The sequence below is a fragment of the Nocardioides sp. NPDC054178 genome, assembly GCF_055585005.1.
In genome coordinates, this window is the sequence record NZ_JBVJKY010000002.1 from 476,223 (window position 1) to 498,886 (window position 22,664).

Annotated in this window: 23 protein-coding genes; 16 read left to right on the forward strand and 7 right to left on the reverse strand. The window is 69.7% G+C overall.

The features are described 5' to 3' along the window. Positions 1-45: 45 nt before the first annotated feature. The gene (locus tag ACZ6WN_RS08975) at positions 46-720 is read right to left on the reverse strand and encodes an IclR family transcriptional regulator (RefSeq protein ID WP_465864176.1); all 675 of its coding nucleotides are present in this window, start codon (positions 718-720) and stop codon (positions 46-48) included. A 211-nt stretch (positions 721-931) separates the two neighbouring features. Here ACZ6WN_RS08975 and ACZ6WN_RS08980 point away from each other — a divergent pair, with 211 nt between their 5' ends. Genes ACZ6WN_RS08980 through ACZ6WN_RS09005 form a run of 6 tightly spaced genes read left to right on the forward strand, consistent with a single transcriptional unit; the run spans position 932 to position 6,237 of the window. Next, entirely contained in the window at positions 932-2,251 is a 1,320-nt protein-coding gene (locus ACZ6WN_RS08980) for an MFS transporter (protein WP_465864178.1), read from the forward strand. After that, on the forward strand, positions 2,248-3,042 hold the full coding sequence (locus ACZ6WN_RS08985) for an SDR family NAD(P)-dependent oxidoreductase (protein WP_465864179.1): 795 nt from the start codon (positions 2,248-2,250) through the stop codon (positions 3,040-3,042). The genes ACZ6WN_RS08980 and ACZ6WN_RS08985 overlap by 4 nt, the downstream gene beginning before the upstream one ends. Beyond that, positions 3,039-3,479, forward strand: coding sequence for a nuclear transport factor 2 family protein (locus ACZ6WN_RS08990; protein ID WP_465864180.1), 441 nt, complete (start codon positions 3,039-3,041; stop codon positions 3,477-3,479). The genes ACZ6WN_RS08985 and ACZ6WN_RS08990 overlap by 4 nt, the downstream gene beginning before the upstream one ends. Next, complete coding sequence (locus tag ACZ6WN_RS08995) at positions 3,472-4,305, forward strand: SDR family NAD(P)-dependent oxidoreductase (RefSeq protein WP_465864181.1); 834 nt, start codon at positions 3,472-3,474, stop codon at positions 4,303-4,305. Before ACZ6WN_RS08990 ends, ACZ6WN_RS08995 begins: the two co-directional genes overlap by 8 nt. Continuing rightward, the gene (locus tag ACZ6WN_RS09000) at positions 4,298-5,755 is read left to right on the forward strand and encodes an FAD-dependent oxidoreductase (RefSeq protein ID WP_465864183.1); all 1,458 of its coding nucleotides are present in this window, start codon (positions 4,298-4,300) and stop codon (positions 5,753-5,755) included. The genes ACZ6WN_RS08995 and ACZ6WN_RS09000 overlap by 8 nt, the downstream gene beginning before the upstream one ends. Continuing rightward, positions 5,752-6,237 carry a nuclear transport factor 2 family protein gene (locus tag ACZ6WN_RS09005; RefSeq protein ID WP_465864184.1) on the forward strand — a complete coding sequence of 162 codons (486 nt, stop codon included), beginning with the start codon at positions 5,752-5,754 and terminating at the stop codon, positions 6,235-6,237. Before ACZ6WN_RS09000 ends, ACZ6WN_RS09005 begins: the two co-directional genes overlap by 4 nt. 70 nt (positions 6,238-6,307) lie before the next feature. Here the strand turns inward: ACZ6WN_RS09005 and ACZ6WN_RS09010 are convergent, their stop codons facing one another. Beyond that, positions 6,308-7,012, reverse strand: coding sequence for an IclR family transcriptional regulator (locus ACZ6WN_RS09010; protein ID WP_045548462.1), 705 nt, complete (start codon positions 7,010-7,012; stop codon positions 6,308-6,310). 152 nt (positions 7,013-7,164) lie between these two features. Between ACZ6WN_RS09010 and ectB the strand changes: the two genes are divergently transcribed. From ectB to icmF, 7 genes are all read left to right on the forward strand, one after another. Then, on the forward strand, positions 7,165-9,027 hold the full coding sequence (ectB, locus tag ACZ6WN_RS09015) for a diaminobutyrate--2-oxoglutarate transaminase (protein ID WP_465864185.1): 1,863 nt from the start codon (positions 7,165-7,167) through the stop codon (positions 9,025-9,027). 24 nt (positions 9,028-9,051) lie between these two features. After that, entirely contained in the window at positions 9,052-9,483 is a 432-nt protein-coding gene (locus ACZ6WN_RS09020) for an ectoine synthase (protein WP_465864186.1), read from the forward strand. Further along, on the forward strand, positions 9,480-10,379 hold the full coding sequence (gene thpD / locus ACZ6WN_RS09025; protein ID WP_465864187.1) for an ectoine hydroxylase: 900 nt from the start codon (positions 9,480-9,482) through the stop codon (positions 10,377-10,379). Before ACZ6WN_RS09020 ends, thpD begins: the two co-directional genes overlap by 4 nt. A gap of 127 nt (positions 10,380-10,506) precedes the next feature. After that, positions 10,507-10,833 (forward strand): DUF4333 domain-containing protein, encoded by a 327-nt coding sequence (locus ACZ6WN_RS09030; RefSeq protein WP_465864188.1) that lies wholly within the window; start codon positions 10,507-10,509, stop codon positions 10,831-10,833. Positions 10,834-10,912: 79 nt separating this feature from the next. Further along, the gene (locus ACZ6WN_RS09035; RefSeq protein ID WP_465864189.1) at positions 10,913-11,422 is read left to right on the forward strand and encodes a hypothetical protein; all 510 of its coding nucleotides are present in this window, start codon (positions 10,913-10,915) and stop codon (positions 11,420-11,422) included. A 36-nt stretch (positions 11,423-11,458) separates the two neighbouring features. Then, a complete protein-coding gene (locus ACZ6WN_RS09040) occupies positions 11,459-11,941 on the forward strand; it encodes a MarR family winged helix-turn-helix transcriptional regulator (RefSeq protein ID WP_465864190.1) in 483 nt (160 codons plus the stop codon). A gap of 91 nt (positions 11,942-12,032) precedes the next feature. Further along, positions 12,033-15,152 carry a fused isobutyryl-CoA mutase/GTPase IcmF gene (gene icmF, locus ACZ6WN_RS09045; RefSeq protein ID WP_465864191.1) on the forward strand — a complete coding sequence of 1,040 codons (3,120 nt, stop codon included), beginning with the start codon at positions 12,033-12,035 and terminating at the stop codon, positions 15,150-15,152. Between the two features lie 127 nt (positions 15,153-15,279). On the opposite strand, the gene ACZ6WN_RS09050 is transcribed toward icmF, so the two are convergent. From ACZ6WN_RS09050 to ACZ6WN_RS09065, 4 genes are read right to left on the reverse strand one after another with little or no spacing between them, the layout of a single operon-like run. Beyond that, on the reverse strand, positions 15,280-16,200 hold the full coding sequence (locus ACZ6WN_RS09050) for a VOC family protein (RefSeq protein ID WP_465864192.1): 921 nt from the start codon (positions 16,198-16,200) through the stop codon (positions 15,280-15,282). Then, the gene (locus ACZ6WN_RS09055) at positions 16,197-17,087 is read right to left on the reverse strand and encodes a fumarylacetoacetate hydrolase family protein (RefSeq protein WP_465864193.1); all 891 of its coding nucleotides are present in this window, start codon (positions 17,085-17,087) and stop codon (positions 16,197-16,199) included. Before ACZ6WN_RS09055 ends, ACZ6WN_RS09050 begins: the two co-directional genes overlap by 4 nt. 31 nt (positions 17,088-17,118) lie before the next feature. Next, positions 17,119-18,867 carry an FAD-dependent oxidoreductase gene (locus ACZ6WN_RS09060; protein ID WP_465864194.1) on the reverse strand — a complete coding sequence of 583 codons (1,749 nt, stop codon included), beginning with the start codon at positions 18,865-18,867 and terminating at the stop codon, positions 17,119-17,121. Beyond that, a complete protein-coding gene (locus ACZ6WN_RS09065; RefSeq protein WP_465864195.1) occupies positions 18,864-19,325 on the reverse strand; it encodes a nuclear transport factor 2 family protein in 462 nt (153 codons plus the stop codon). Before ACZ6WN_RS09065 ends, ACZ6WN_RS09060 begins: the two co-directional genes overlap by 4 nt. A 116-nt stretch (positions 19,326-19,441) precedes the next feature. On the opposite strand from ACZ6WN_RS09065, the gene ACZ6WN_RS09070 reads away from it, so the two are divergent. Further along, positions 19,442-20,125, forward strand: coding sequence for a GntR family transcriptional regulator (locus ACZ6WN_RS09070; protein ID WP_465864197.1), 684 nt, complete (start codon positions 19,442-19,444; stop codon positions 20,123-20,125). A gap of 1 nt (position 20,126) precedes the next feature. Continuing rightward, entirely contained in the window at positions 20,127-20,816 is a 690-nt protein-coding gene (locus ACZ6WN_RS09075) for a helical backbone metal receptor (protein WP_465864199.1), read from the forward strand. Here ACZ6WN_RS09075 and ACZ6WN_RS09080 read toward each other — a convergent pair. Then, positions 20,813-21,682 (reverse strand): oxidoreductase, encoded by an 870-nt coding sequence (locus tag ACZ6WN_RS09080; protein WP_465864200.1) that lies wholly within the window; start codon positions 21,680-21,682, stop codon positions 20,813-20,815. The genes ACZ6WN_RS09075 and ACZ6WN_RS09080 overlap by 4 nt on opposite strands. 138 nt (positions 21,683-21,820) lie before the next feature. Here ACZ6WN_RS09080 and ACZ6WN_RS09085 point away from each other — a divergent pair, with 138 nt between their 5' ends. Beyond that, the gene (locus tag ACZ6WN_RS09085) at positions 21,821-22,654 is read left to right on the forward strand and encodes a helix-turn-helix domain-containing protein (RefSeq protein ID WP_465864202.1); all 834 of its coding nucleotides are present in this window, start codon (positions 21,821-21,823) and stop codon (positions 22,652-22,654) included. Positions 22,655-22,664: the final 10 nt, after the last annotated feature.

The following is a 22,664-nucleotide window of genomic DNA, read 5'->3' on the forward strand; positions in this document are numbered from 1 at the left end:
GCGCAAACGTAGGACGACGCCGCACGACACGTCAAGAGAGCCGGCTCAGTGCGAGCTGAGCTGCGCCAGCTGCCGGGCGGTAGCCCCCACGAGCGGACCGACCTCGGCCGGGTCGAGCTCGTCCATGGTGACGATGCCGACCGACGCCCGCACCGGGCCGGGAGCCTCGAACCCGACGGCGATGCCGACCGCCCCGCGCTGCAGCTCGCCCGCGGTGTGGCTGTAGCCGAGCTCACGCGCCTCCCGGACCGCCGAGGAGTCCGCCGGGTCAGGCTCGGCGAGCGCGAGGATCGCGATCCCGCTCGCCCCCTTGTCCAGCGGGTAGCGAAGGCCGATCCGGTAGCCGACCCGCACCGGGCCCTGCCCCACCTGCGGGTCCGCCTCCAGCACCGGGACGCACTCGTCCTCGCCGTGGGCGACCGTCAGGAACGCCGGAGCGCCGACGGCATCGGCGAGGTCCTGCAGGGCAGGCTCGGCCGCCCGGACCAGCTGGGGCTGAAACCGCCCGGCGAGCGCGATCACCCCGGCACCCAGGCGCAGCCGCTTGTTGACCCCCTGGGCAACCAGGGCACGGGCCTCCAGCGTGGCGACGATGCGATAGGCGATCGCGCGGTCGACACCGAGATGGGCAGCGACGTCCGCCACCGTGACCCCGGCCGGGTGCTGAGAGACGTAGGCCAGCGCCGCCAGCCCACGGTCCAAGCCCTGAAGCGTGGCCATCATCATCCTCTCGATCGGGGTCGTCGACTGAGCGCATCAGCCCCCAGCCGCACACTAGAGCACGCATCCGGCAGGCAACCACTGCCGCCGAGCCCGCCACCTCAAGGAGCGCACGGATCGGCCGACCGGTGTTGCGCCCATCACACATTGGTGGTTATGGTGACTCATAATTGAACGCTTCGTTCGTTATTTGAACGTCCGAGAGGCAGTAATGAGTCCTTCCGTCACCGCAGGCAGTCCGACCGAGACCAGCCGCCCAGCACAGTCCACCGTCAAGGTGATCCGTGCCGCCGTGCTCGGCACCGTCGTCGAGTACTACGACTTCGCGATCTACGGCTACATGGCCACGATGATCGCGAGCCACTTCTTCATCGAGAGCGACCCGACCACCGCGCTGCTGAACACCTTCGCCGCCTTCGCGGTCGCGTTCTTCCTGCGCGTGCCCGGCGGGATCTTCTTCGGGCACATCGGTGACAAGTACGGCCGCAAGCGCTCCCTGACCTACACGATCCTGCTGATGGCGCTCGCCACCGCCGGGATCGGGATCCTGCCGACGTACGCCACGCTGGGCATCTGGGCGACGGCGGTCCTGGTCCTGTGCCGCTGCCTGCAGGGCTTCGCGGCGGGTGGCGAGCTCAGCGGCGCGAACGCGTTCGTCGCGGAGAACGCGCCGGCCAGGCACCGTGCCTTCCAGACCTCGTTCGTGAACACCGGCACCTACCTGGGGTCGCTGCTGGCCGCGCTCGTCGCCCTGGGCGTCAACACGGCCTTCAGCGAGGACACCATCAGCGAGTGGGCCTGGCGGGTGCCGTTCCTGATCAGCCTGGTGATCGGCCTGATCGGCCTCTACATCCGCAGCCAGCTCCACGAGACCGACCAGTTCGAGGCCGTCCAGGAGTCCGACGACATCGAGCAGTCGGCGTACCCGATCACCGACGTCCTCCGGCACGCCTGGCGCCAGGTCCTCCTCGTGATCGGGCTCGGTGCGCTCATCGTCGGCGGCTACTACATCTGCTCGGTCTACGCGGCCAGCTACCTGCAGACCGAGGGCGGCCACTCCGCCGACGTCGCCTTCACCTCGACGTGCATCGCGATGGTCGCCGCCGTCATCAGCCTGCCGATCGCCGGCCACCTGGGCGACAGGTTCGGACGCCGACCGGTCTTCTTCACCAGCTCCGGCCTGGTGGTCGTGCTGACGATCCCGGCCTTCCTGCTGATGCGGGACGGCTCGGTGGCGGCCGCGATCGCGGCCCAGGCGACCCTCGCCTTCGTGATCGGCTGCAACAACGGTGTGTCGTTCTCCACGTACGCCGAGATCTTCCGCGCTCGCTACCGGTACAGCGGCATCGCGCTGGCGAACAACTTCACCAACATGACGCTGGGTGGCACCGCCCCGTTCATCGCCACCCTCCTGATCAGCCTGACCGGCAACAACCTCGCACCGGCGGGATTCCTGCTGTTCACCGCGGTGCTGTCGTTCGTGGCCACGTTCTTCCTCCCCGAGACCCGGGGCAAGGACCTCGAGCTGTGACCAGCGGCGACGACTTCGAGGGCAGGTCCGTCCTCGTCACGGGCGCGGCCGGGGGCCTGGGCAGTGCGTACTGCCTCGCCCTGGCCGCGCGCGGCGCGCACGTGTGGGTCGCCGACCTCGACGAGGACGGCGCCGCGCGCGTGGCTCAGGAGATCTCGGCCGCCGGCGGCTCGGCGCGAGCGGTCGCCCTCGACGTCGCCGACGCGGAGTCGTGGGCCCGGATCGCCCAGGAGGTCGAGCAGGCAGGTCCGCTGCACGGCCTGGTGAACAACGCCGGCGTGAGCCTGCGCCTGGGCATCGGCGAGACCAGCGTCGAGCAGTGGAACCAGGTGATGGCGGTCAACCTGTCCAGCGTGTTCTACGGGATGAAGTTCCTCGCCCCGGCTCTGACCAGCGCGAACGGCGCCTCGGTCGTCAACGTCTCCTCCATCGCCGGGATGGTCGGCTACTTCTCCGCGACCTACGGCACCAGCAAGTGGGGTGTGCGGGGACTGTCGAAGGTCGGCGCTCTGGAGTTCGCGGACCGGAAGGTGCGGGTCAACTCGGTCCACCCCGGGCTGACCGGCACCCCGCTGCTGCACCAGGCGCCCGACAGCAGCTTCGTGGACGCGAGCCTCCGGGCGGTGCCGGAGGGGCGGCTCGCCTCGCCGGACGAGATCGCCGCCGTGGTGTGCTTCCTGCTCTCCGACGCCTCCTCCTACATCAACGGAGCCGAGCTGGTCGCCGACGGCGGACTGACCTCCGGTGGCCTCTACCACCGGATCCTCGCCGACCTGGAGGACGAGCGATGAGCCCCGAGCTCGAGGTCTTCCTCGAGGTCCAGCACTTCTACGGGCGGCAGTCCCTGGCGATCGACCGGGGCGAGGCCGCCGACTGGGCCGCGATGTTCACCCCGGACGGCGTCTTCGACTCCCCGACCTACCCCGACCCGGTCGTCGGTACGCCGGCACTCGAGGAGTTCGCTCGCACGGTGCATCGGGGCAGCCCCCATCTGCACCACATCGTGACCAACGTGGCGCTCGGCGAGGTCACCGACGACGCGGTCCTGGTGCGGGCCAACCTCCTCATCGTCACGACCCACGACATCACCACCGGCGGGGCGCGCATCGAGCGCATCACCACCATCACCGACCGCTTCCGGCGTCTGCCGCACCTGCGGCTTCACCACCGTCTGGTTGTCCGCGACGGGCAGCCGGATCCCACCCAAGAAGGAGCTACCCATGACTGACGAACGTGCCACCACGAACCCCGGCCGCGTCGACTTCTCCCCGCTGCCGGCCCTCAACCCCGAGCTCAGCGGCCGGACCGTCGTCGTCACCGGCGCGGGCCGAGGCATGGGCGCACTCTTCGTCGAGGAGCTCGCCCGCCGCGGCGTGAACGCGGTCGGCGGCGACCTCGACGGCGACGCGATGGCGGCGGTCGCCGAGAAGATCAACGCCAACCTCTCCGGTGTCCCCGACGCGGGCCGGGTCGTCGGGATCGGTGCCGACGTGACCGACCCCGCGGCTCACGACGCGATGGCGGCCAAGGCGCTCGAGGAGTTCGGCCGGCTCGACATGTGGGTCAACAACGCCGGGGTCTTCCCGCAGGCTGAGTTCACCGACATCTCCCCCGATCAGCTCGCGATGACCTACGGCGTCAACCTCAACGGCGTGGTCTACGGCGGTCAGACCGCGGCGCGTCACTTCCGCACCGTGGGCGGCGGCGTGATCGTCAACATGGGCTCGGTCGCGGCGGTGCGCGCCCGGGTCACCCGCGCGACGTACAACTCTTCCAAGGCCGCGGTGAAGCACCTGACGACCTGCATGTCCGTCGAGCTCGGTCCGGACAACATCCGGGTCAACTCGATCGCTCCCGGCTTCATCGACACCGAGATGACCCGCTGGGTGCAGGAGGACCCGGTCGCGCTCGACCGCGCGCTCAGCACCGTGCCGCTGCGTCGCCTGGGCGCCCCGATCGAGGTCTTCAGCGCCCTCTACTTCCTGCTCTCCGACAGCGCCCGGTACATCACCGGGACCAACATCCCGGTGGACGGTGGCTCACAGCATGTCTGAGCCGTACGACTACGACCTGATCGTCGTCGGCGCCGGCGGCGCCGGCCTGGCCGCGGCCATCGCGGCCGCCCAGGACGGGGCCAGGGTCCTGCTGCTCGAGTCGGAGACCGAGGTCGGCGGATCAACCCAGCTCTCCGCGGGTCTGCTCACCGCGGCGGGCACCGGCGTCCAGGCCGCGCTCGGGGTGGAGGACTCCCCCGCCCGGATGTTCCAGCACTACATGGACCTCAACCAGTGGCGGGTCCTGCCCGGTCCGGTCCGGATGTTCTGCGAGGAGTCCAGCACGATCGTCGACTGGGTCACCGACCTCGGGGTCGAGATCCCCGCTCAGATCTCCCACAGCGCCCACATGCCGGGGCTGTCCCGCGCGGGCGTCGAGGACGTGTGGCGCGGCCACGTGCCGAAGGACCAGGGCTACGGGCTCGTGGTCGCGCTCGACAAGGCACGCGCCCGGCTCGGCGTCGACCTGGCCCTGGGCAGCCGGGTGGACGACGTCCTCATCCGCGACGGTGAGGTCGCCGGCGTGGTCGTCGAGGACACCGAGATCACCGCGCCGAGCGTCGTGATCGCCTCCGGCGGGCTCGCCGCCGACCCGGAGCTCGTGGCGAAGTACTTCCCCGAGACGTCGGTCGCCGGAGAGGCCCTGTTCGTCGTCGCCGCGCCCGGATCCCGCGGGGACCACATCGGGATCGCCGAGCGCCACGGCCTGTCCCTGTTCGGCGAGGGCTGGGGCCTGCTCCTGGTCACCGCCGAGTTCCAGCGCTACCACCACTGGCAGAGCGGCTTCCCGCCGCCGTCCCGCATCCACGTCAACACCGACGGCCGTCGCTGCATGGACGAGGACGCGCCGTACGCGGTCAGCCCGGGGATCCTGAAGGACCACGGCGGCTGGGTCTGGTCGGTCTTCGACGAGAGCGCGCGGACGGCCCTCCCGGAGGGGTACGCCGACTGGACGGCCGATCGCATCAGCGAGGAGGTCGCCAAGGGCGTGGTCCGGCGGGCCGAGACCCTCGAGGAGCTGGCCGCCCTGATGGAGGTCCCGGCCGAGAACCTGACCGCAAGCGTCGAGCGGTTCAACGAGATGTTCCGCAACGGGCGCGACGACGACTTCCTCCGGCACGAGACCCTGGCCGGAAAGGGCGCCGGTCCCCACCTCGACCCGATCGGGTCCGGCCCGTTCTACGCCGTCCGGATGATGCCGGCGGAGCTCGTCTGCACCCACACCGGACTCCAGATCGACGCCCACACCCGGGTGGTGAGGACCGACGGCCGCGTCGTCCCGGGACTGTTCGCGGCGGGCGAGGCCGCCGGCGGCATCCTTGGCGAGCGCTACGTCGGCGGCGGGAACTCCGTCGCCCATGCGCTGGTGCTCGGTCGGGTGGCCGGACGTGAGAGCGCCCGGCGCGCGGCAGAGATCACCGAGAAGCAGAAGGAGGCTGCGGACGCATGAGCCGCATCGAGGACCGTTTCGAGATCCAGGACGTCCTGTTCCGGTACGCGCGCGCCGTCGACCGGCTGGACTACGACGCGATCGCGGCGTGCTACTTCGAGGACGCGATCGATGTCCACGGTGGCTACACCGGGAACGCGGCCGGACTCGTCGAGGACATCCGGCAACGGCACCGGACGATCGACTCGTCCCAGCACTTCATCAGCAACGTGCTCATCGACTTCGTCGACGACGACACGGCCGAGGTCGAGTCGTACTGCCTGTGCTTCCTGCGCCAGAAGCCGGCGCCGGGCACGACCGAGCAGGAGCTCGCGATCATCCGCTGCCGCTACGTCGACCGGTTCGAACGTTGCGAGGGCCGTTGGGGCATCGCCGACCGTGTCGTGGTCTTCGACGAGTCGCGCACGGTGTCGATGGTCGACCGGCTCGACCCCGCCTGGGTCGCCTCCCGACGCGACCTGACCGACCGCGTCTACTCCTGACCGAGGGCTGACCCCGGCTCGGATCCCGGGTCTCGAGGCGTATCGCCCGAGGCCCGGGATCCGGTGTTCCTCAGCGCTGACCGCCGTGCACGAGCAACAGCGACCTGAGCTCCTCGGCCGCCTTCACCACCAGCGGGGCCGCCCGATCCGCCGCGTTGCGGTCCACCAGCGAGATGCCGAGGCACGCCTCCGGCATCTTCGAGGGGGTGGGCACCGGCACCGACACCCCCGCGACACCCGGGATGATCTGCTCGAACGAGAGCGCGTAGCCGAGGCGCCTGGCCTCCCGCACCTCCTCGGAGTCGTCCTCGCTCGGCGGCCTGCCGGCCAGGATCGCGATGCCGCCCGAGCCCCGGTCGATCTGGTGGCGATGACCGGTCCGGAACGAGAGATGGACGGCGGCGTTGCGCGGCTCGACGACGGCTATCGCCTGGACCTCGTTGTCACTGACCGGGACCATGATGTGCGCCGTCCCCCCGGTCGCGTCGGCCAGCTCCGCCAGCACCGGATAGGCGATCCGGTGCAGGTCGCTGTCGACGTGCGAGGCGAGCTGCACGAGCCCGTAGGACAGGTGGAAGCACTTGTTCTCGTCGCGACGGACGATGTCGTGGGCCCGGAACGTCTCCATCAGCCGGTGCAGCGCGGTGCGGTTCATCCCCAGGTCCCGGCTCAGCGACGCGAGGGTGACCCCCCAGGGATGCTCGGCCAGGTACCACAGCACCCGCAGACCACGATCGATCGTTTGCGCACCGGCAGGCGGCGCGGAATCAAGCATCTGCAGACAACCCTTCTGAAATGTGCGTTATCTGAACACTCTACCCGTCCCGACGGGCGCCCGGCAGGGACCTGCCACTCCTCCGCGCCGCATATCGGAGTGCGGACGCGGCCCGGGCGTCCCGTCCGTCACCCTGTTAGCGTCGCGTGGCGATGCCACATCGCAATTCGACTGGCAGCGTGCCCCGCCCGAAGTCGGCTTCCCGAGTCGACTTCCGCTCACCGGACCTCGAGGACGGTCAGCATCTGTGGCGGATGGCACGGGAATCTCGGGTACTCGACGTCAACACCTCGTACGCCTACCTGCTGTGGGCGCGCGACTTCGCGGCGACATCGATCGTCGCGACCGTCGATGACGATCCAGGAGGATTCGTCATCGGCTACCGCCGTCCGGACGAGCCGGAGACCCTGATGATCTGGCAGGTCGCCGTCGACGAACGGCACCGCGGCCAGGGTCTGGCCCGCCGCATGCTCGACACGCTCGTCGAGAGCCTCTCCGGGGAGGGCGTACGCCGCCTGGAGACGACCATCACCGCGGACAACAGCGCCTCGATCGCGCTGTTCACCTCGTTCGCGAACGCACGCAGCGCCCCGATCGAGCGCACGCCGCTCTTCGAGGCCGAGATGTTCCCCGACGGGCACGACCCGGAGCTGCTGTTCCGCATCGGCCCGTTCTCGACCGCACGACCCGAGCGGGACCCCGCCTCGGGATCGACGACACACGGAGGTGTCATGTCCATGACGACGACCACCGAACCCGCCACCGCGATCTTCGACTCCCTCGAGTCGCAGGTCCGCAGCTACTGCCGCAGCTGGCCGGCCGTGATGACCCACGCCCAGGGCTCCACCCTCACCAGCGAGGACGGGAGCGAGTTCCTGGACTTCTTCGCCGGGGCCGGCGCGCTCAACTACGGGCACAACAACCCCGCGCTGCTGGACCCGCTGCTCGACTACCTGCGCGAGGGCCGCATCGTGCACTCGCTGGACATGCACACCAGCGCCAAGCGGGACTTCCTGCAGGCCTTCTCCGACCTGATCCTCGAGCCGCGCAACCTCGACTACAAGGTGATGTTCCCGGGACCGACCGGGACCAACTCCGTCGAGGCCGCGCTCAAGCTGGCCCGCAAGGCGACCGGACGCCAGCACGTACTGTCCTTCACCAACGCCTTCCACGGGATGACGCTCGGCTCGCTGGCGGTGACCGGCAACTCGATGAAGCGCAGGGGCGCGGGCATCCCGCTGACCAACAGCTCGAAGATCCCGTACGACGACTACTTCAACGGCGCCGTCGACGACTTCATGTGGCTGGAGCGGGTGCTCCAGGACAGCGGCTCCGGCGTGGACAAGCCGGCCGCGATCATCGTGGAGTCCGTCCAGGGCGAGGGCGGTCTCAACGCCGCCCGGCTGGAGTGGCTCAAGGCGCTCTCGGACCTGTGCCGCGAGCACGACATCATCCTGATCCTCGACGACGTGCAGGCCGGCTGCGGCCGGACCGGCACCTTCTTCAGCTTCGAGGAGGCCGGGTTCACCCCCGACATCGTCTGCCTGTCGAAGTCGATCTCCGGCTTCGGCCTGCCGATGGCGCTGACCCTGATCCGGCCCGACCTGGACCAGTTCGAGCCCGGCGAGCACAACGGCACCTTCCGCGGCCACAACCTCGCCTTCGTCACCGCCCGGGTCGCGCTGGAGACCTACTGGGCCGATGAGTCCTTCCAGGACGAGGTCCAGGAGAAGGCCGCCGAGCTGCACGCGGGGCTGACCGCGATCGCCGAACGGTACGAGGGCGCGACCGTCCGCGGGCGCGGCCTCCTGACCGGCATCGCCTTCCCGGACGCGAGCGCGGCCGGGAAGATCGCGACGGCGGCGTACGAGCACGGCCTGCTGGTCGAGACCTCCGGTCCCGAGGACGAGGTGCTCAAGACGATGCCGCCGCTGACCATCACCTCCGAGGAGCTGGGCCGCGGTCTCGCCGTCCTCGAGGAGGCCACCGCGTCCGTCCTCGGCAACGCTGCCTGACCCCCGACCCGAAACGGAGAGAACATGCGCGTCACCTATCTGGAAGACCTCGACGACACCGACCGAGACGTACGTGTCGAGTCCGAGCACGGGACCTGGCGCAGCCGCCGGATCGTCCTGGCCCGCGAAGGGGTCGGCTTCTCCTTCCACGAGACCAACATCCCCGCCGGGACGACGAACGAGTTCTGGTACGCCCACCACATCGAGTGCGTCTACTGCGTCGCCGGCGAGGGCGAGCTCCTCGACCGCGAGACCGGAGAGACGTACGAGATCCGCGACGGGATGTGCTACCTGCTCGACAAGCACGACAAGCACACCGTCACCGCCACGACCGACCTGCGTCTGATCTGCACCTTCAACCCGCCCGTCACGGGCCGTGAGGTGCACGACGCCGACGGTGTCTACCCGCTCCTCACCGAGACCGACCTCACCGAGACCCAGGAGGTAACTGCATGACCGCTACCACCGAGCACGCCGAGGACGTGTACCCCACCCGCCTCGAGGAAGGCTTCTCCACGCTCCCTCGCCACGACCGGGTGGTCTGGGGCACAGGGGCCGAGGGACCGATCGACCAGCAGACGCTCGACTCCTACGACGAGCGCGGCTACCTGACCGTCCCCGGGCTGATCACCCCCGAGGAGGTCGAGGAGCTGCGCGCCGAGCTCCACCGGCTCAGCAACGACCCGGACATCCGGGCCGACGAGCGCACCATCATCGAGCCCGCCTCCCAGGAGGTGCGCTCGATCTTCGAGGTGCACAGGACCAGCGACGTCGTCGCCCGGCTGGCGGCCGACCCGCGCGTGGTCGGCCGCGCCCGGCAGATCCTCGGCTCGGACGTCTACATCCATCAGAGCCGGATCAACCTCAAGCCCGGCTTCGGCGGCGGTGACTTCTACTGGCACTCCGACTTCGAGACCTGGCACGCGGAGGACGGTCTGCCCCGGATGCGGACCGTCAGCATCTCGATCTCGCTGACCGACAACCACTCCTTCAACGGGCCGTTGATGATCATGCCCGGCACCCACCGGACGTACGTCTCGTGCGGCGGCGCCACCCCCGAGGACAACTACAAGTCCTCGCTGGTGATGCAGGGCGCGGGCACGCCGGACCAGGAGACGGTCACGAAGATGGCGGACACCTACGGGATCGACGTCCTGGCCGGTGCCGCCGGCAGCGCGGTCATGTTCGACTGCAACTGCATGCACGGCTCCAACGGCAACATCACGCCGTACCCGCGCTCGAACGTCTTCCTGGTGTTCAACAGCGTGGAGAACACCGCGGTCGAGCCGTTCTCGGCCTCGAGGCCGCGGCCGACGTTCATCGGGGCGCGCGACTTCACTCCGGTGGGCTGACCGCTCCGCCGCTCCGGCCGCCGGCCCTCCGCCCTCTCTGGGGAGGGCCGGCGGCCGTTCGCGTGCCGGCGCCCGAGCTGGTGCGGCGTACGTCTGCCTGATCGTCGGCTACCTCTAGTCTGAGCCCATGACACGCATCCGCGCCTTCTCGGGCGCCATGACCGGCGCGACCCTGCTGGCACTGCCGCTCGCGCTGACGGCCTGCGGCTCGAGCGGGGACTACGTGCAGGAGAAGACGGTCGAGCGGATCGCGACCGAGCAGCTCACCAACGCCATCGGCGTCACCCCCGAGGGTCTCGACTGCCCCGGCGACCTCGAGGGCAAGATCGGCACGGAGATGACCTGTGTCCTCACCTCCGAGGGCGAGAAGTACGACGCGATCATCACCGTCGACGAGGTCGACGGCGGCCGCGTCCACTTCAAGATCGACGTGCCGCCCAACGCCGCGGAGTAGTCCCGCAGAGTCCCCGGACCAGATAACCTGTTGAGTCGTGTCCCCTCATACGAGGCCCTTCTTCGACCATGTCGCGCGCGTGTGCGACGGAACTCCCTACAAGGCGACCGAGACCGCACGCGGTTTCGACGTGGAGCTCGACCTGGCCGACGAGCGGTGGCACTCCACCCTGATGGCCGCGAAGCTGCACTGGGTCTTCACCTACCACGTCTCGATGCCGACCCGCTCCTCCTACGCGATCATCGAGGACACCCGCAGCCTCGTCTGGTTCGGCGACGTGCCCCACACGCAGAAGACCGGCGTACGCCGCATCGAGGCCGATGACGAGCAGACCGACCAGGGCGTGTGGACCGTGCACGACCCGGAGGCGGCCCCCGACCTGGACCAGTTCCGTTTCGACGCCGAGGAGGGGCGCACGCTGATCACCAGCGTCGCCCGGCTCTACGCGCTGCAGCAGCGCGGCGCGCGCCACGAGGGTGCGGGCTTCTCCGTCGCGGTCGGCCTGGTCGTGACGCTCTCGGTGATCGCGACCGTCATCGGCGTGGCGGTGATTCTCAACCTGCTCGGGACGTTCGGCGCGCCGTCGTGATCCTGTCGTAAAGACATCTGTGTGATGCTGGCCCGCATGGATCCGATCCGCGAGGCGAAACGGCAGTGGATCGCGCACGGCTGGGCCGACGCCGCCGACGGGATGGCGCTGGTGACCTCGCTCGTGCGCGTGCACCAGCTCGTCATGGAGCGCGTCGACGCCGCGCTGCGACCCCACGACCTCTCCTTCGCCCGCTACGAGGTGCTCCGCCTCCTCTCCTTCACCCAGGACGGCCAGCTCCCGATGGCCAAGCTCGGCTCCCGCCTCCAGGTCCACCCCGCCTCGGTGACCAGCGCCGTCGCCCGCCTGGAGAAGCAGGGCTTCGTACGCCGCAGCCGCTCCGCCGACGACGGCCGCGTGGTCCTCGCCGCCATCTCCGACGCGGGACGCGAGGCCGTCGAGGCCGCCACGGTCTCTCTCAACACCGAGGTCTTCGAGAAGCCGGGGATCGAGGACGTACCCGGTCTGACCGCGCTGCTCACCCAGGTCCGCGCCGCCTCCGGCGACGCCGTCGGCTGAGACACCGCACAACGCGTACTGGCGCGTATGTGACGGACGACCTATGCTGGAATTACTTGGACGTCCAACTATTTCCCTGGGAGCCCCGCCCATGCCCGACCTCCACATCCCTCAGAACCACGTACGGATCGTGACCGCGAGCAGCCTGTTCGACGGTCACGACGCGGCGATCAACATCATGCGCCGGATCTTCCAGGCGCAGGGGTGCGAGGTGATCCACCTCGGTCACAACCGCTCCGTGACCGAGATCGCCGACGCGGCCCTGCAGGAGGATGCCCACTGCGTCGCGGTCTCGTCCTACCAGGGCGGGCACGTGGAGTTCTTCGAGTATCTGGTCCGCGCGCTCAAGGAGCGTGGCGCCGGGCACGTCAAGGTCGTCGGCGGCGGTGGCGGGGTCATCGTTCCTTACGAGATCGAGCGGCTGGCCAACTCCGGCGTCAAGATCTTCTCCCCCGAGGACGGCCAGCGGCTGGGGCTGCCGGGGATGATCAACTCGGTCGTACGCGACATCGACCGCGACCTGTGGCCCACCTTCGACTTCGCTGCCGAGGACGTGCTCGGCGGTTGCCCTCTCTCCTTCACGCGGTCCATCACCGCGGCCGAGCAGGGGCGGCTGCCGGCCGAGATCGCGGACCCGCTGCGTGAGGCCGACCGGGCGGTCGTGCTGGGCATCACCGGCACCGGCGGCTCCGGCAAGTCCTCGCTCACCGACGAGCTGGTCCGGCGGTTGCGCACCGACCAGGAGGACAAGATCCGGATCGGCATCCTCGCCATCGACCCGTCTCGGCGCCGCGGCGGCGGCGCGCTGCTGGGTGACCGGATCCGGATGAACTCGCTCGCGCCCATCACCGACGGCGGCCCCTCCTCGACGTTCTACCGCTCCCTCGCCACCCGCGGCGGTCACGAGGTGCCCGAGCACTTCGCCGACGTGCTCGCCGTGATGAAGTCCGCCGTCGACCTGGTGATTGTCGAGACCCCCGGCATCGGCCAGGGCGACACCGGGATCAGCGACTTCGTCGACGTCTCGCTCTACGTCATGACTCCTGAGTTCGGCGCCGCTTCGCAGCTGGAGAAGATCGACATGCTCGACTTCGCCGACGTCGTGGCGATCAACAAGTTCGAGCGGCGCGGGGCCGAGGACGCGCTGCGCGACGTGTCCCGCCAGCTCGTCCGCAACCGGGAGGCGTTCACCTCCTCCCCCGACGACATGCCGGTCTTCGGCACCTCGGCCGCCGCCTTCGACGACGACGGCGTCACCGCCCTCTACCAGCACATCAAGGGGCTCCTCGGCGAGGCCGGCCTCGCGCTGAGCGAGGGCACGCTCCCCCGTGTCCACACCCGCCACTCCACGGGTCTGCACCCGATCATCCCCGAGAAGCGGGTCCGCTACCTGGCCGAGATCGCGGGCGACGTACGCGACTACCACGCGCACACCCTGGAGCTCGTCGCCGCGGTGCGCAAGGAGCAGGCCTACGAGATCGTCGCCCAGGACCACCCCGAGCTCGAGGCCCCCGCCTCCGAGCTCCCCGAGGACCTGCGGAAGCAGCTCTCCTCCTGGGAGGAAACCAAGGAGACGTACGCCGCCGACGAGAGTGGCCGCACGTCGCTGGCGGGCAACTACATCCCGCGGGTCGCGACCCCGCGCTACTCCGACCGCGGCGAGCTGACCCGGTTCCTGCGCAACGAGAACCTGCCCGGGTTCTTCCCGTTCACCGCGGGCGTCTTCCCCTACAAGCGGGCCAACGAGGACCCGGCGCGGATGTTCGCCGGCGAGGGCGACCCGTTCCGCACCAACCGTCGCTTCAAGCTGCTCTCCGAGGGCCAGCCCGCGACCCGGCTCTCGACCGCGTTCGACTCGGTCACGCTCTACGGCCGCGACCCCGACGTACGCCCCGACATCTACGGCAAGGTCGGCACCTCCGGCGTCTCGGTGGCGACGCTGGACGACATGAAGGCCCTCTACGACGGCTTCGACCTGCTGGCCCCGACGACCTCGGTGTCGATGACCATCAACGGCCCGGCGCCGACGATCCTGGCCTTCTTCCTCAACACCGTGATCGACCAGGCGCGCGAGCGCGGGGTCGACCCGGCCAAGGCGCTGCAGACGGTCCGCGGCACGGTGCAGGCCGACATCCTGAAGGAGGACCAGGGCCAGAACACCTGCCTGTTCTCCACCGAGTTCAGCCTGCGCTGCATGGCCGACATCCAGGAGTGGTTCATCGAGAACGGGGTGCGCAACTTCTACTCGGTGAGCATCTCCGGCTACCACATCGCCGAGGCCGGGGCGAACCCCATCTCCCAGCTCGCCTTCACCCTCGCCAACGGCTTCACCTACGTCGAGTCCTACCTGGCCCGCGGCATGGACATCGACGACTTCGCGCCCAACCTGTCCTTCTTCTTCTCCAACGGGATGGACCCGGAGTACTCCGTCATCGGCCGTGTCGCCCGCCGGATCTGGGCGATCGCGATGCGCGAGCGCTACGGCGCCTCGGAGCGCTCGCAGAAGCTGAAGTACCACATCCAGACCTCGGGCCGGTCCCTGCACGCGCAGGAGATGGACTTCAACGACATCCGCACGACGCTGCAGGCGCTGATCGCGATCTACGACAACGCCCAGTCGCTGCACACCAATGCCTTCGACGAGGCCGTCACGACCCCGTCCGAGGAGTCGGTGCGGCGTGCGCTGGCGATCCAGCTGATCATCAACCGCGAGTGGGGCCTGGCGTTCAACGAGAACCCGCTCCAGGGCTCCTTCATCATCGACGAGCTCACCGACCTCGTCGAGGAGGCCGTGCTGAAGGAGTTCGACCGGATCTCCGAGCGCGGCGGCGTGCTCGGCGCGATGGAGACCGGCTACCAGCGCGGCAAGATCCAGGACGAGTCGATGCTCTACGAGCACCAGAAACACGACGGCACCCTGCCGATCGTCGGCGTCAACACGTTCGTACGCGACACCAACGGCGAGCCGGCCGGCCCCGTCGAGCTCGCTCGTGCGACCGAGACCGAGAAGAAGTCCCAGCTCGACCGCGTCCACGCCTTCCAGGCCGCCCACTCCCGTGAGGCGGAGGAGGCGATCGTACGCCTCAAGCAGGCCGCCACCTCCGACGAGAACGTCTTCGCGGCGCTCATGGACGCGGCCCGGGTCTGCTCGCTCGGGCAGGTCACCGAGGCGTTCTTCGAGGTCGGTGGGCAGTACCGGCGCAACGTCTGAGCCAGCGACTGCCCGACGAAGGAGGGCAGTCGCGTCGGCGAAGAGATCGAGCAGGCGCACGCCCGGGAGCTTGCGACCGGGCGTGACCGCCGTGTCGAGATCTACGCAGGTGCGCCCCCGCCATACGTCACCCCTTGCTGTGGGCTCCGGTCATCAGGGCCGCGAGGTCCTCGGGCTCGAGGAACGACGGCGGGGGCGGTGGTCCCCAGCTGAACAGGCCCTTGGCTCCCTCGAGCACCTCGGGCGCCCAGATCTCGTCCTCGGGGATGCAGTCCATGTCGGAGAAGTACTCCGAGAAGTTGCCGGCCGGGTCCTTGAGATACCAGAAGAAGTTCGAGCCGGCGTGGTGGCGACCGAGCCCCCACACGTGGCGCTCGGGAGCGCCCTCGAGCATGGCGTGCGCCCCGCGGCCGACGTCGTCGACGTCGTCGACCTGCCAGCTGGTGTGGTGCAGGTAGTTGACCGGAGACTGCAGCGCCAGGAAGTTGTGGTGGTCCGTCGAGCAGCGCATGAACGCGCCCTTGTCACCGATGTGGTCGGAGACCTTGAAGCCCAGCCCGTCGACGAAGAACCGCATCGTCGTGGCCAGGTCGGTGGTGCCGGCCACCGCGTGCCCCAACCGCCGGGGCCGGACCCGTTCCGTACGCAGCACCCCGGGCGCACGCCCCGACCGCTCGATACGGCCGGGCCCGTTGTAGGGCGTGGCCGGCTGCGGTTCCTGCCGCAGCCGGGGCAGGACGCGTACCCGAACCGTGAAGCCGCTCACCGGTTCGGTGGTCAGCAGCGCGTCCCCGTCCAGGGACGCCGGATGACCGAGACGCTGCAGGGACGCGGCGACCCGGGCGAGGTCGTCGGGGTCGTCGGCCGCGACACCCAGCTCGACGAGCCGGCGGAAGGGTGCTCTCGTGAGCTGGAGCTGGTCGCCGCCGTCCCGGGTCGCCAACGTCGCCTCGCCGCTCGGCCGGAGGCCGAAGTCGGTGTAGTAGGCCGTGGTCGCGGCGACGTCAGGAACGCCGATGGTGACATGACTGAGACGGTGCAGACTCATCGCGGTTCACTCCCGGTCGGCGGAGCCGCGAAGGTCTGTCGCAGGTCGCCGATCCCTTCGATCGTACTCACCAGGGTCTGGCCGGCTTCGATGAAGCGTTGCGGGTCACGGCCGAGGCCGACGCCGTCGGGCGTACCGGTGAAGATCAGGTCGCCCGGATACAGCGTGACGACCTTCGACAGCTCGGCGATCAGGCGGGCAACCGGCACGATCAGGTTGCTGGTGCGGCCGAGCTGGACGTTCTCGCCGTCCAGGTCGCAGCGCAGCTCGAGGTCGTCACGGTCGGGCAGCTCGTCGGCGGTGACGAGCCAGGGACCGGTCGGCGAGAAGCCGGGGAAGGACTTCCCGAGGCCGAACTGCGGCGCCGGGCCGCTGAGCTGGGTGACCCGCTCGGAGATGTCCTGGCCGACGGTGACGCCGGCGACGTGATCCCACGCGTCGGCCTCGGCGACGTGGTTGGCGGTGCGCCCGATCACCGCCACGAGCTCCACCTCCCAGTCGGTGTTGCCACCCGCGGGCAGCACCACCTCGGTGACCGGTCCGGTCAGGCTGCTGACGAACTTCGGAAAGACGGGCGGCAGTCCGGTGGGAGCTTCGAAACCGGACTCGGCGGCGTGCGCGGTGTAGTTGAGCCCGATCGCGAAGATCTGGCGTGGCGCCGGGGACGGCGCACCGAGCTCCGCCAACTCGAACCCGAGCGCGTTCTCCGGGTCGTCGATCCGAGCGCTCAGCGCCCAGTCGACGAAGGCCGACCAGTCCGCGAACAGGCTGGCCGGATCGGGTCCGAACCGGCCGTCGCTGGCCTTGTGGACATCGACGGCTTGCGGCTCGTCGGGGTTGTCGGTGGTGATCAGGACGGCGCGTCCGTCCAGGTTGCCGAGCTTCATGATGACTCCTTCGTGGATCGGTCAGGGTCGGTCAGGGTCGGTCGAGCACGGCGCGAAGAGCACGCTCGAGATCCTCGGCGGGGTCGTCGGTGATGTCGTGGGCCCGCCAGGCCACGTGCTGGTCGGGGCGGACGAGGATGGCGCCGGCGTCACCGATCTCACGTCGTGCCGCCCAGTCGCCCGTGGGGTCGGTGTGGTCACATCCGGGACCGATCGCCTTCACGCTGATGCGTACGCCCAGGTCAGCCGCCACCTTGCCGGCGGCGTCGGCCCAGGGTTCGCCACCGACACCGGTGAGCAGAGTGAACTCGCCGTGGCCGGCGAGGTCGAGGGTCGAGCGCCGGACGCGGTCCTTCTCGACCCAGGCGTGCGGCAGCCGCGCCCCCGGATGGGTGGTCGGGTGGTGGTAGAGCTCGGGGTCTCGCTCGGGCGTGGGCCATGGCGTCCCGTCGTCGAGGACGGCACCCGAGGCGTATCGCTGGTCGAGCTCGACGCCGTGCGCGTTGAACTGGTAGTTCTGCAGACGTACGGCCTCGGCGAGCTGCCGGCGCCGCCGCTCTCCCTCTGGGCCGGGGACGCGAAGGCCGTCGAGCGCCCGCTGTCCGTCCTCGGCGCTCTGGCCCGGCTCGAAGCCGAGCGCCTGCGAGATCGGCAGCATGTCCTGCACGCTCTTGAGGGCCCTGTCGACCACCTGCCGACCGACCGGCTGACGCTCGTCGTGATAGCTGGCGAGAAGCTCCTCGCCGGCGTCGCCGCGGATCACCATGGCGAGCTTCCAGGCCAGGTTGTAGGCGTCCTGCACCGAGGTGTTGGTGCCCAGCCCGTTCGCGGGCGGGTGCCGGTGCGCGGCATCGCCGGCGAGGAAGGCGCGACCGAGCTGGTAGCGCTCGGCGACCATGTGGTTGATCTGCCACAGGCTGGTCGCCTTGATCCTGATGTCCACGTCGGGGTCTCCGATCGTGGCGCGGGCACGAGCGATGACGGCTTCCTCGGAGAGGTCGGGCTCACCTTCGGCGGGGTCGTACATGAAGAGCAGGACCCACTCCGTCCACGGCTTCACGCAGATCCAGGTGCCCGACCCCACCCAGTAGTCGTTGCCGGGCTGGCACATCCAGTAGAGGGTGCCGGGACGGTAGGCGGTGTGGTCGGTGAGGTCGGCCTCGAGCCAGACGTTGGCCGCGGCACCCAGGCCCAGCTCGCCGTCCATCGCGAAGCCGAGCTGTTCGGCGACGGTCGAGCGGCCGCCGTCGGCACCGACGACGTACGCGGCCCGGATGGTCTCGGTTCGGCCGCTCTCGCGGTGACGAACGACGGCGGTGACACCGTCGTCGTCCTGGCTCACCTCGACGAGCTCGGTGGAGAAACGCAGGTCGGCGCCGAGCCGCTCGGCACCGGTCCGCAGCACCGGCTCGAGGATGTGCTGAGGGACGTTGCACATCGCGCTCGGGCTGGCCAGGTCGTAATCGGTGCGGCGCTCCGGCCCACTCCCCCAGGTGAGCAGGCGAGCGATCTCCGGGGCGGCGAAGCTGGTCGCCCAGACGTTGTTGCCCATCAGCTCGTTGGGCGTCGCGACCTCGCGAACCGCATCCTCGAGGCCGAGGTCACGGAAGACCTCCATGGTGCGCTGGTTGGTGATGTGGGCACGAGGAGAGTGCGCGGTGCCGGCGTACTTCGTCACCGTGATCGCATCGACGCCGTAGGCCGCCAGCAGGGCCGCCATGCTCAGGCCCGCGGGTCCGGCCCCGATGACCAGGACGTCGGTGGTGTTGTCGTACGTCATGACGCCGCCGATCCCATCGGCTCGGGCTCCGCTTCGACCAGCCAGGGGTAGCGCTCCGTGTCGGCGCCGGCGTAGTCGGGGTCGAGGTAGACGAACAGCCGCTGGATCCGGCCGTCGCGGATCTCCATCACGTCGCACCAGCGACCCGCGTGCGTCACGCCGGCACGGAACTCGGTGCCGTCGGAGGTCGTGCCGGCCGAGGTGCCCTCGACCACCACGGTGTCTCCGGCGACCACATAGTTGAAGTACGCGTAGTCGTGCTTGATCCCACCGAGCAGCGAGCCGACCTTGGCGAAGGCCTCTCGGACGGCGTCGATCCCGTCAACGATCCCGATCTTCGGGAAGTAGAGCTGGATGTGCTCGTCGAAGAGCTCGAAGAAGTCTTCACCGCGGTCGAGCCGCTTCAGATACTCCAGGGCGAGGGCCTTGCGCGCCTCGTCCGTCATTGCCTCAGCCATGTCCAAACCCCTTTCGGCACAGGTGGTGACTGTCATCACAGTCTGACCACAGATAATCGAAGAAACAAGAGATATTCGAAAATCTCTGAATATTCGCATCATGCTAGGGTGCTCACATGGCGACCCGACCACGTGCAAGCACCGAGGAGGTCTACGCCCGTCTTCGCGCGGATGTCCTCGGCGGCGTCTACGCTCCCGGCGAGCGGCTGAAGTCCACGCCGCTGTGCGAGGCGTACGGGGCCAGCGTCAGCGTCATCCGTGAGACCCTCTCGAGGCTCACCGAGCAGGGGCTCGTGGAGTCCGAGCCCCGGATCGGCTTCCGTGTCCGACAGGTGAGCGTCGAGGATCTTCGCCACCTGACCAGCGCCCGCATCGACATCGAGACGCTCACGCTGCGCTACGCGATCGAGCAGGGCGACATGAACTGGGAGTCCGAGGTGGTGGCAGCCCACCACCGGATGGAACGTACGCCGATGCTCACCGCCGACGCTCCGCCCCGCGTCTCCGACGACTGGGAGGTTGCCCACAGCTGCTTCCACGGCGCGCTGCTCGACGGCGCCCAGAACCCGTGGCTGCTCGGCATCGCCACGACGCTGCGTGACGCCGGCGAGTTCTACCGACGCTGGTCACAGGTCCACGAGCCGGGGCGAGACGTCGCCGGCGAGCACCGCGAGATCCTGGAGGCGACCCTCGCCCGGGATGCCGACCGGGCCGTACGCGCGCTCACGCAGCACTACCAGCACACGGCCGACATCCTCGAGCGAGCCCTCGCCGAGCGCGACACGGCTCGGCACAGCTGACGTGCGGATCGTCAGTCTGGTCCCCTCGATCACCGAGGCGTTGGCATCGGTGGACCCGGACGCACTGGTCGGAGCCACGGACTGGTGCACCCGTCCTGCCGACCTCGAGGTGACCCGAGTTCGCGGCACCAAGAACCCGAACCTCGCTCTCATCCACGAGCTCGAGCCGGACCTGGTGATCGCCAACAAGGAGGAGAACCGGGAGCTCGACGTCCGCCGGATGCGCGAGGCCGGCATCCGGGTCGAGGTCACCGAGATCGAGAGCGTCCCGGCGGCCGTGGCGACCTACGAGCGGCTCTTCGACGACCTACTCGGCTGGGACCGTCCGGACTGGCTGGCGGAGGCCCGCCGGCTGTGGTGCGGGCCGCTCCCCCGGGTCAGCCGCCGGGTCGCGGTGCCGATCTGGCGCGACCCGTGGATGGTGGTCGGCTCGCGGACGTTCACCGGCGACCTGCTGCGGCGGCTGGGCTGGGAGAACGTCTTCGCCGAGCACGCGGACCGCTATCCGCACGTCGACTTGGCCGAGATCGACGGCGCCGGGGCCGATGCTGTGCTGCTCCCCGACGAGCCGTACGTCTTCACCGCCGAGGACGGCCCGGAGGCCTTCGCGCGGACGTCGACCGAGCTGGTCAGCGGCCGGCTGATCACCTGGTACGGGCCGAGTCTCGTCGAGGTAGCCGGACTGGCCTAACGCCCGATCGCGTCCAGATCCGCCAGATCCTCGGGACCGAGCTCGAGCGCGGCGCCGGCGACGTTCTCGCGCAGGTGCTCCACCGACGAGGTGCCGGGGATGAGAAGGATGTTGGGTGAGCGCTGCAGCAGCCAGGCCAGGGCGACCCCCATCCGGCTCGCACCCAGCCGGCCGGCAACGGCGTCGAGGGCACCGGACTGGAGCGGCGTGAAACCACCGAGCGGGAAGTACGGGACGTACGCGATGCCCTGCTCGGCCAGCGAGTCGATCAGGTCGTCGTCGCCGCGGTTGGCCAGGTTGTAGAGGTTCTGGACGCAGACGACCGGCGCGATCTCCTGGGCCGCGGCGACCTGCTCGGCGGTCACCTCGCTGACCCCCAGGTGGCGGATCAGCCCCTGGTCCCGCAGCTCGGCCAGGACGGCGTAGCCGCCGGCGACGTCCTCGACGCCCGCACCGTCCATCACCCGCAGGTTGACGACGTCGAGCGCGTCGACCCCGAGGTTCGCCAGGTTGGAGTGGACGGCCGCACGCAGCTCGTCGGCCGAGGTGGCCGGAAGCCAGGCTCCCTCGGCGTCTCGTCGCGCGCCGACCTTGGTGACGATGCGCAGGTCCGTGGGGTAGGGATGCAGCGCCTCCTTGATGAGCTGGTTGGTGACGTAGGGCCCGTAGAAGTCGCTGGTGTCGATGTGGTCGATGCCCAGGGCGACGGCCTCACGGAGCACCGCGATCGCGGCTTCCCGGTCGGCCGGCGGCCCGAACACGTGCGGCCCCGCGAGCTGCATCGCGCCGTAGCCCATCCTGCGTACGGCGAGGTCTCCCAGAGCGTAGGTGCCGTAGGTGGTGGTGTCGGTACCGGTGTCGGTCATTGATGGTCCTCTCGTTCCGTCCGATGTCCCCACCGTGCCTCGCCGGACGGGCAGGAGGGAGAGGGCCAGTGATCCTGGGGGCGCGAGGACCAGTCTGGAGCGCGCTCCGTGAGCAGATGCGCGACTATCGTGGGGGTCGTGAGCGAGGACAACCGGCTGGGCGTCTATCTCCGTGCCAGACGAGAGCTCGTCCGTCCCGACGAGGTGGGTCTGCCGGCCACGGGCGTACGCAGGGTGCCGGGGCTGCGCCGGGAGGAGGTCGCCCTGCTCGCGGGCGTGAGCGCCGACTACTACCTGCGTCTGGAGCAGGGCCGCGACCGCAACCCGTCACCGCAGGTGCTGGAGTCGATCGCCCGGGTGCTGCAGCTCGACGAGGCCGGCACCAGCTATCTGCTGGGTCTGGTCGCGCCCCGCGCGCGACGTGCGCGTCGCCGCCGGACGGCTCAGGTGCCACGGTCGCTCGCACAGCTCCTCGAGGTCGTCGGCGTGCCCGCGGTCATCGAGGACAGGTATCTCGACGTCCTCGCCGCCAACCCGCTCGCCCGGCTTCTCGACCCCACCCTCGTGCCTGGCGAGAACCGGCTCCGGTCGGTCTTCCTCGACCCTGCGGTGCAGGCCCTGCACACCGACTGGGAGTCGATCTGCGGCTCCCTGGTGGCCGCCTTCCGCACCTCGGTGGGCAACGACACCGACGACCCTCGAACCGTCGAGCTCGTGGGCGAGCTCTCCCTGGTCAGCGACCGGTTCCGGCAGCTCTGGGCGCGCCATGACGTCAAGGCGCTCGCCGGTGGCACGCTGCTGCTCGACCACCCGCAGGTCGGAGCGCTGACCCTGCACCGCCAGAAGTTCACGCTCGGCGACGGGAGCGGCCTCATCCTGGGCACCTACCACGCCGAGCCCGGCTCGGAGAGCGCCGAGAAGCTGGCGCTGCTCGGCTCTCTCGGGTCCACGGAGCGCATCAACCAGCCGTGAGACGGAGCTG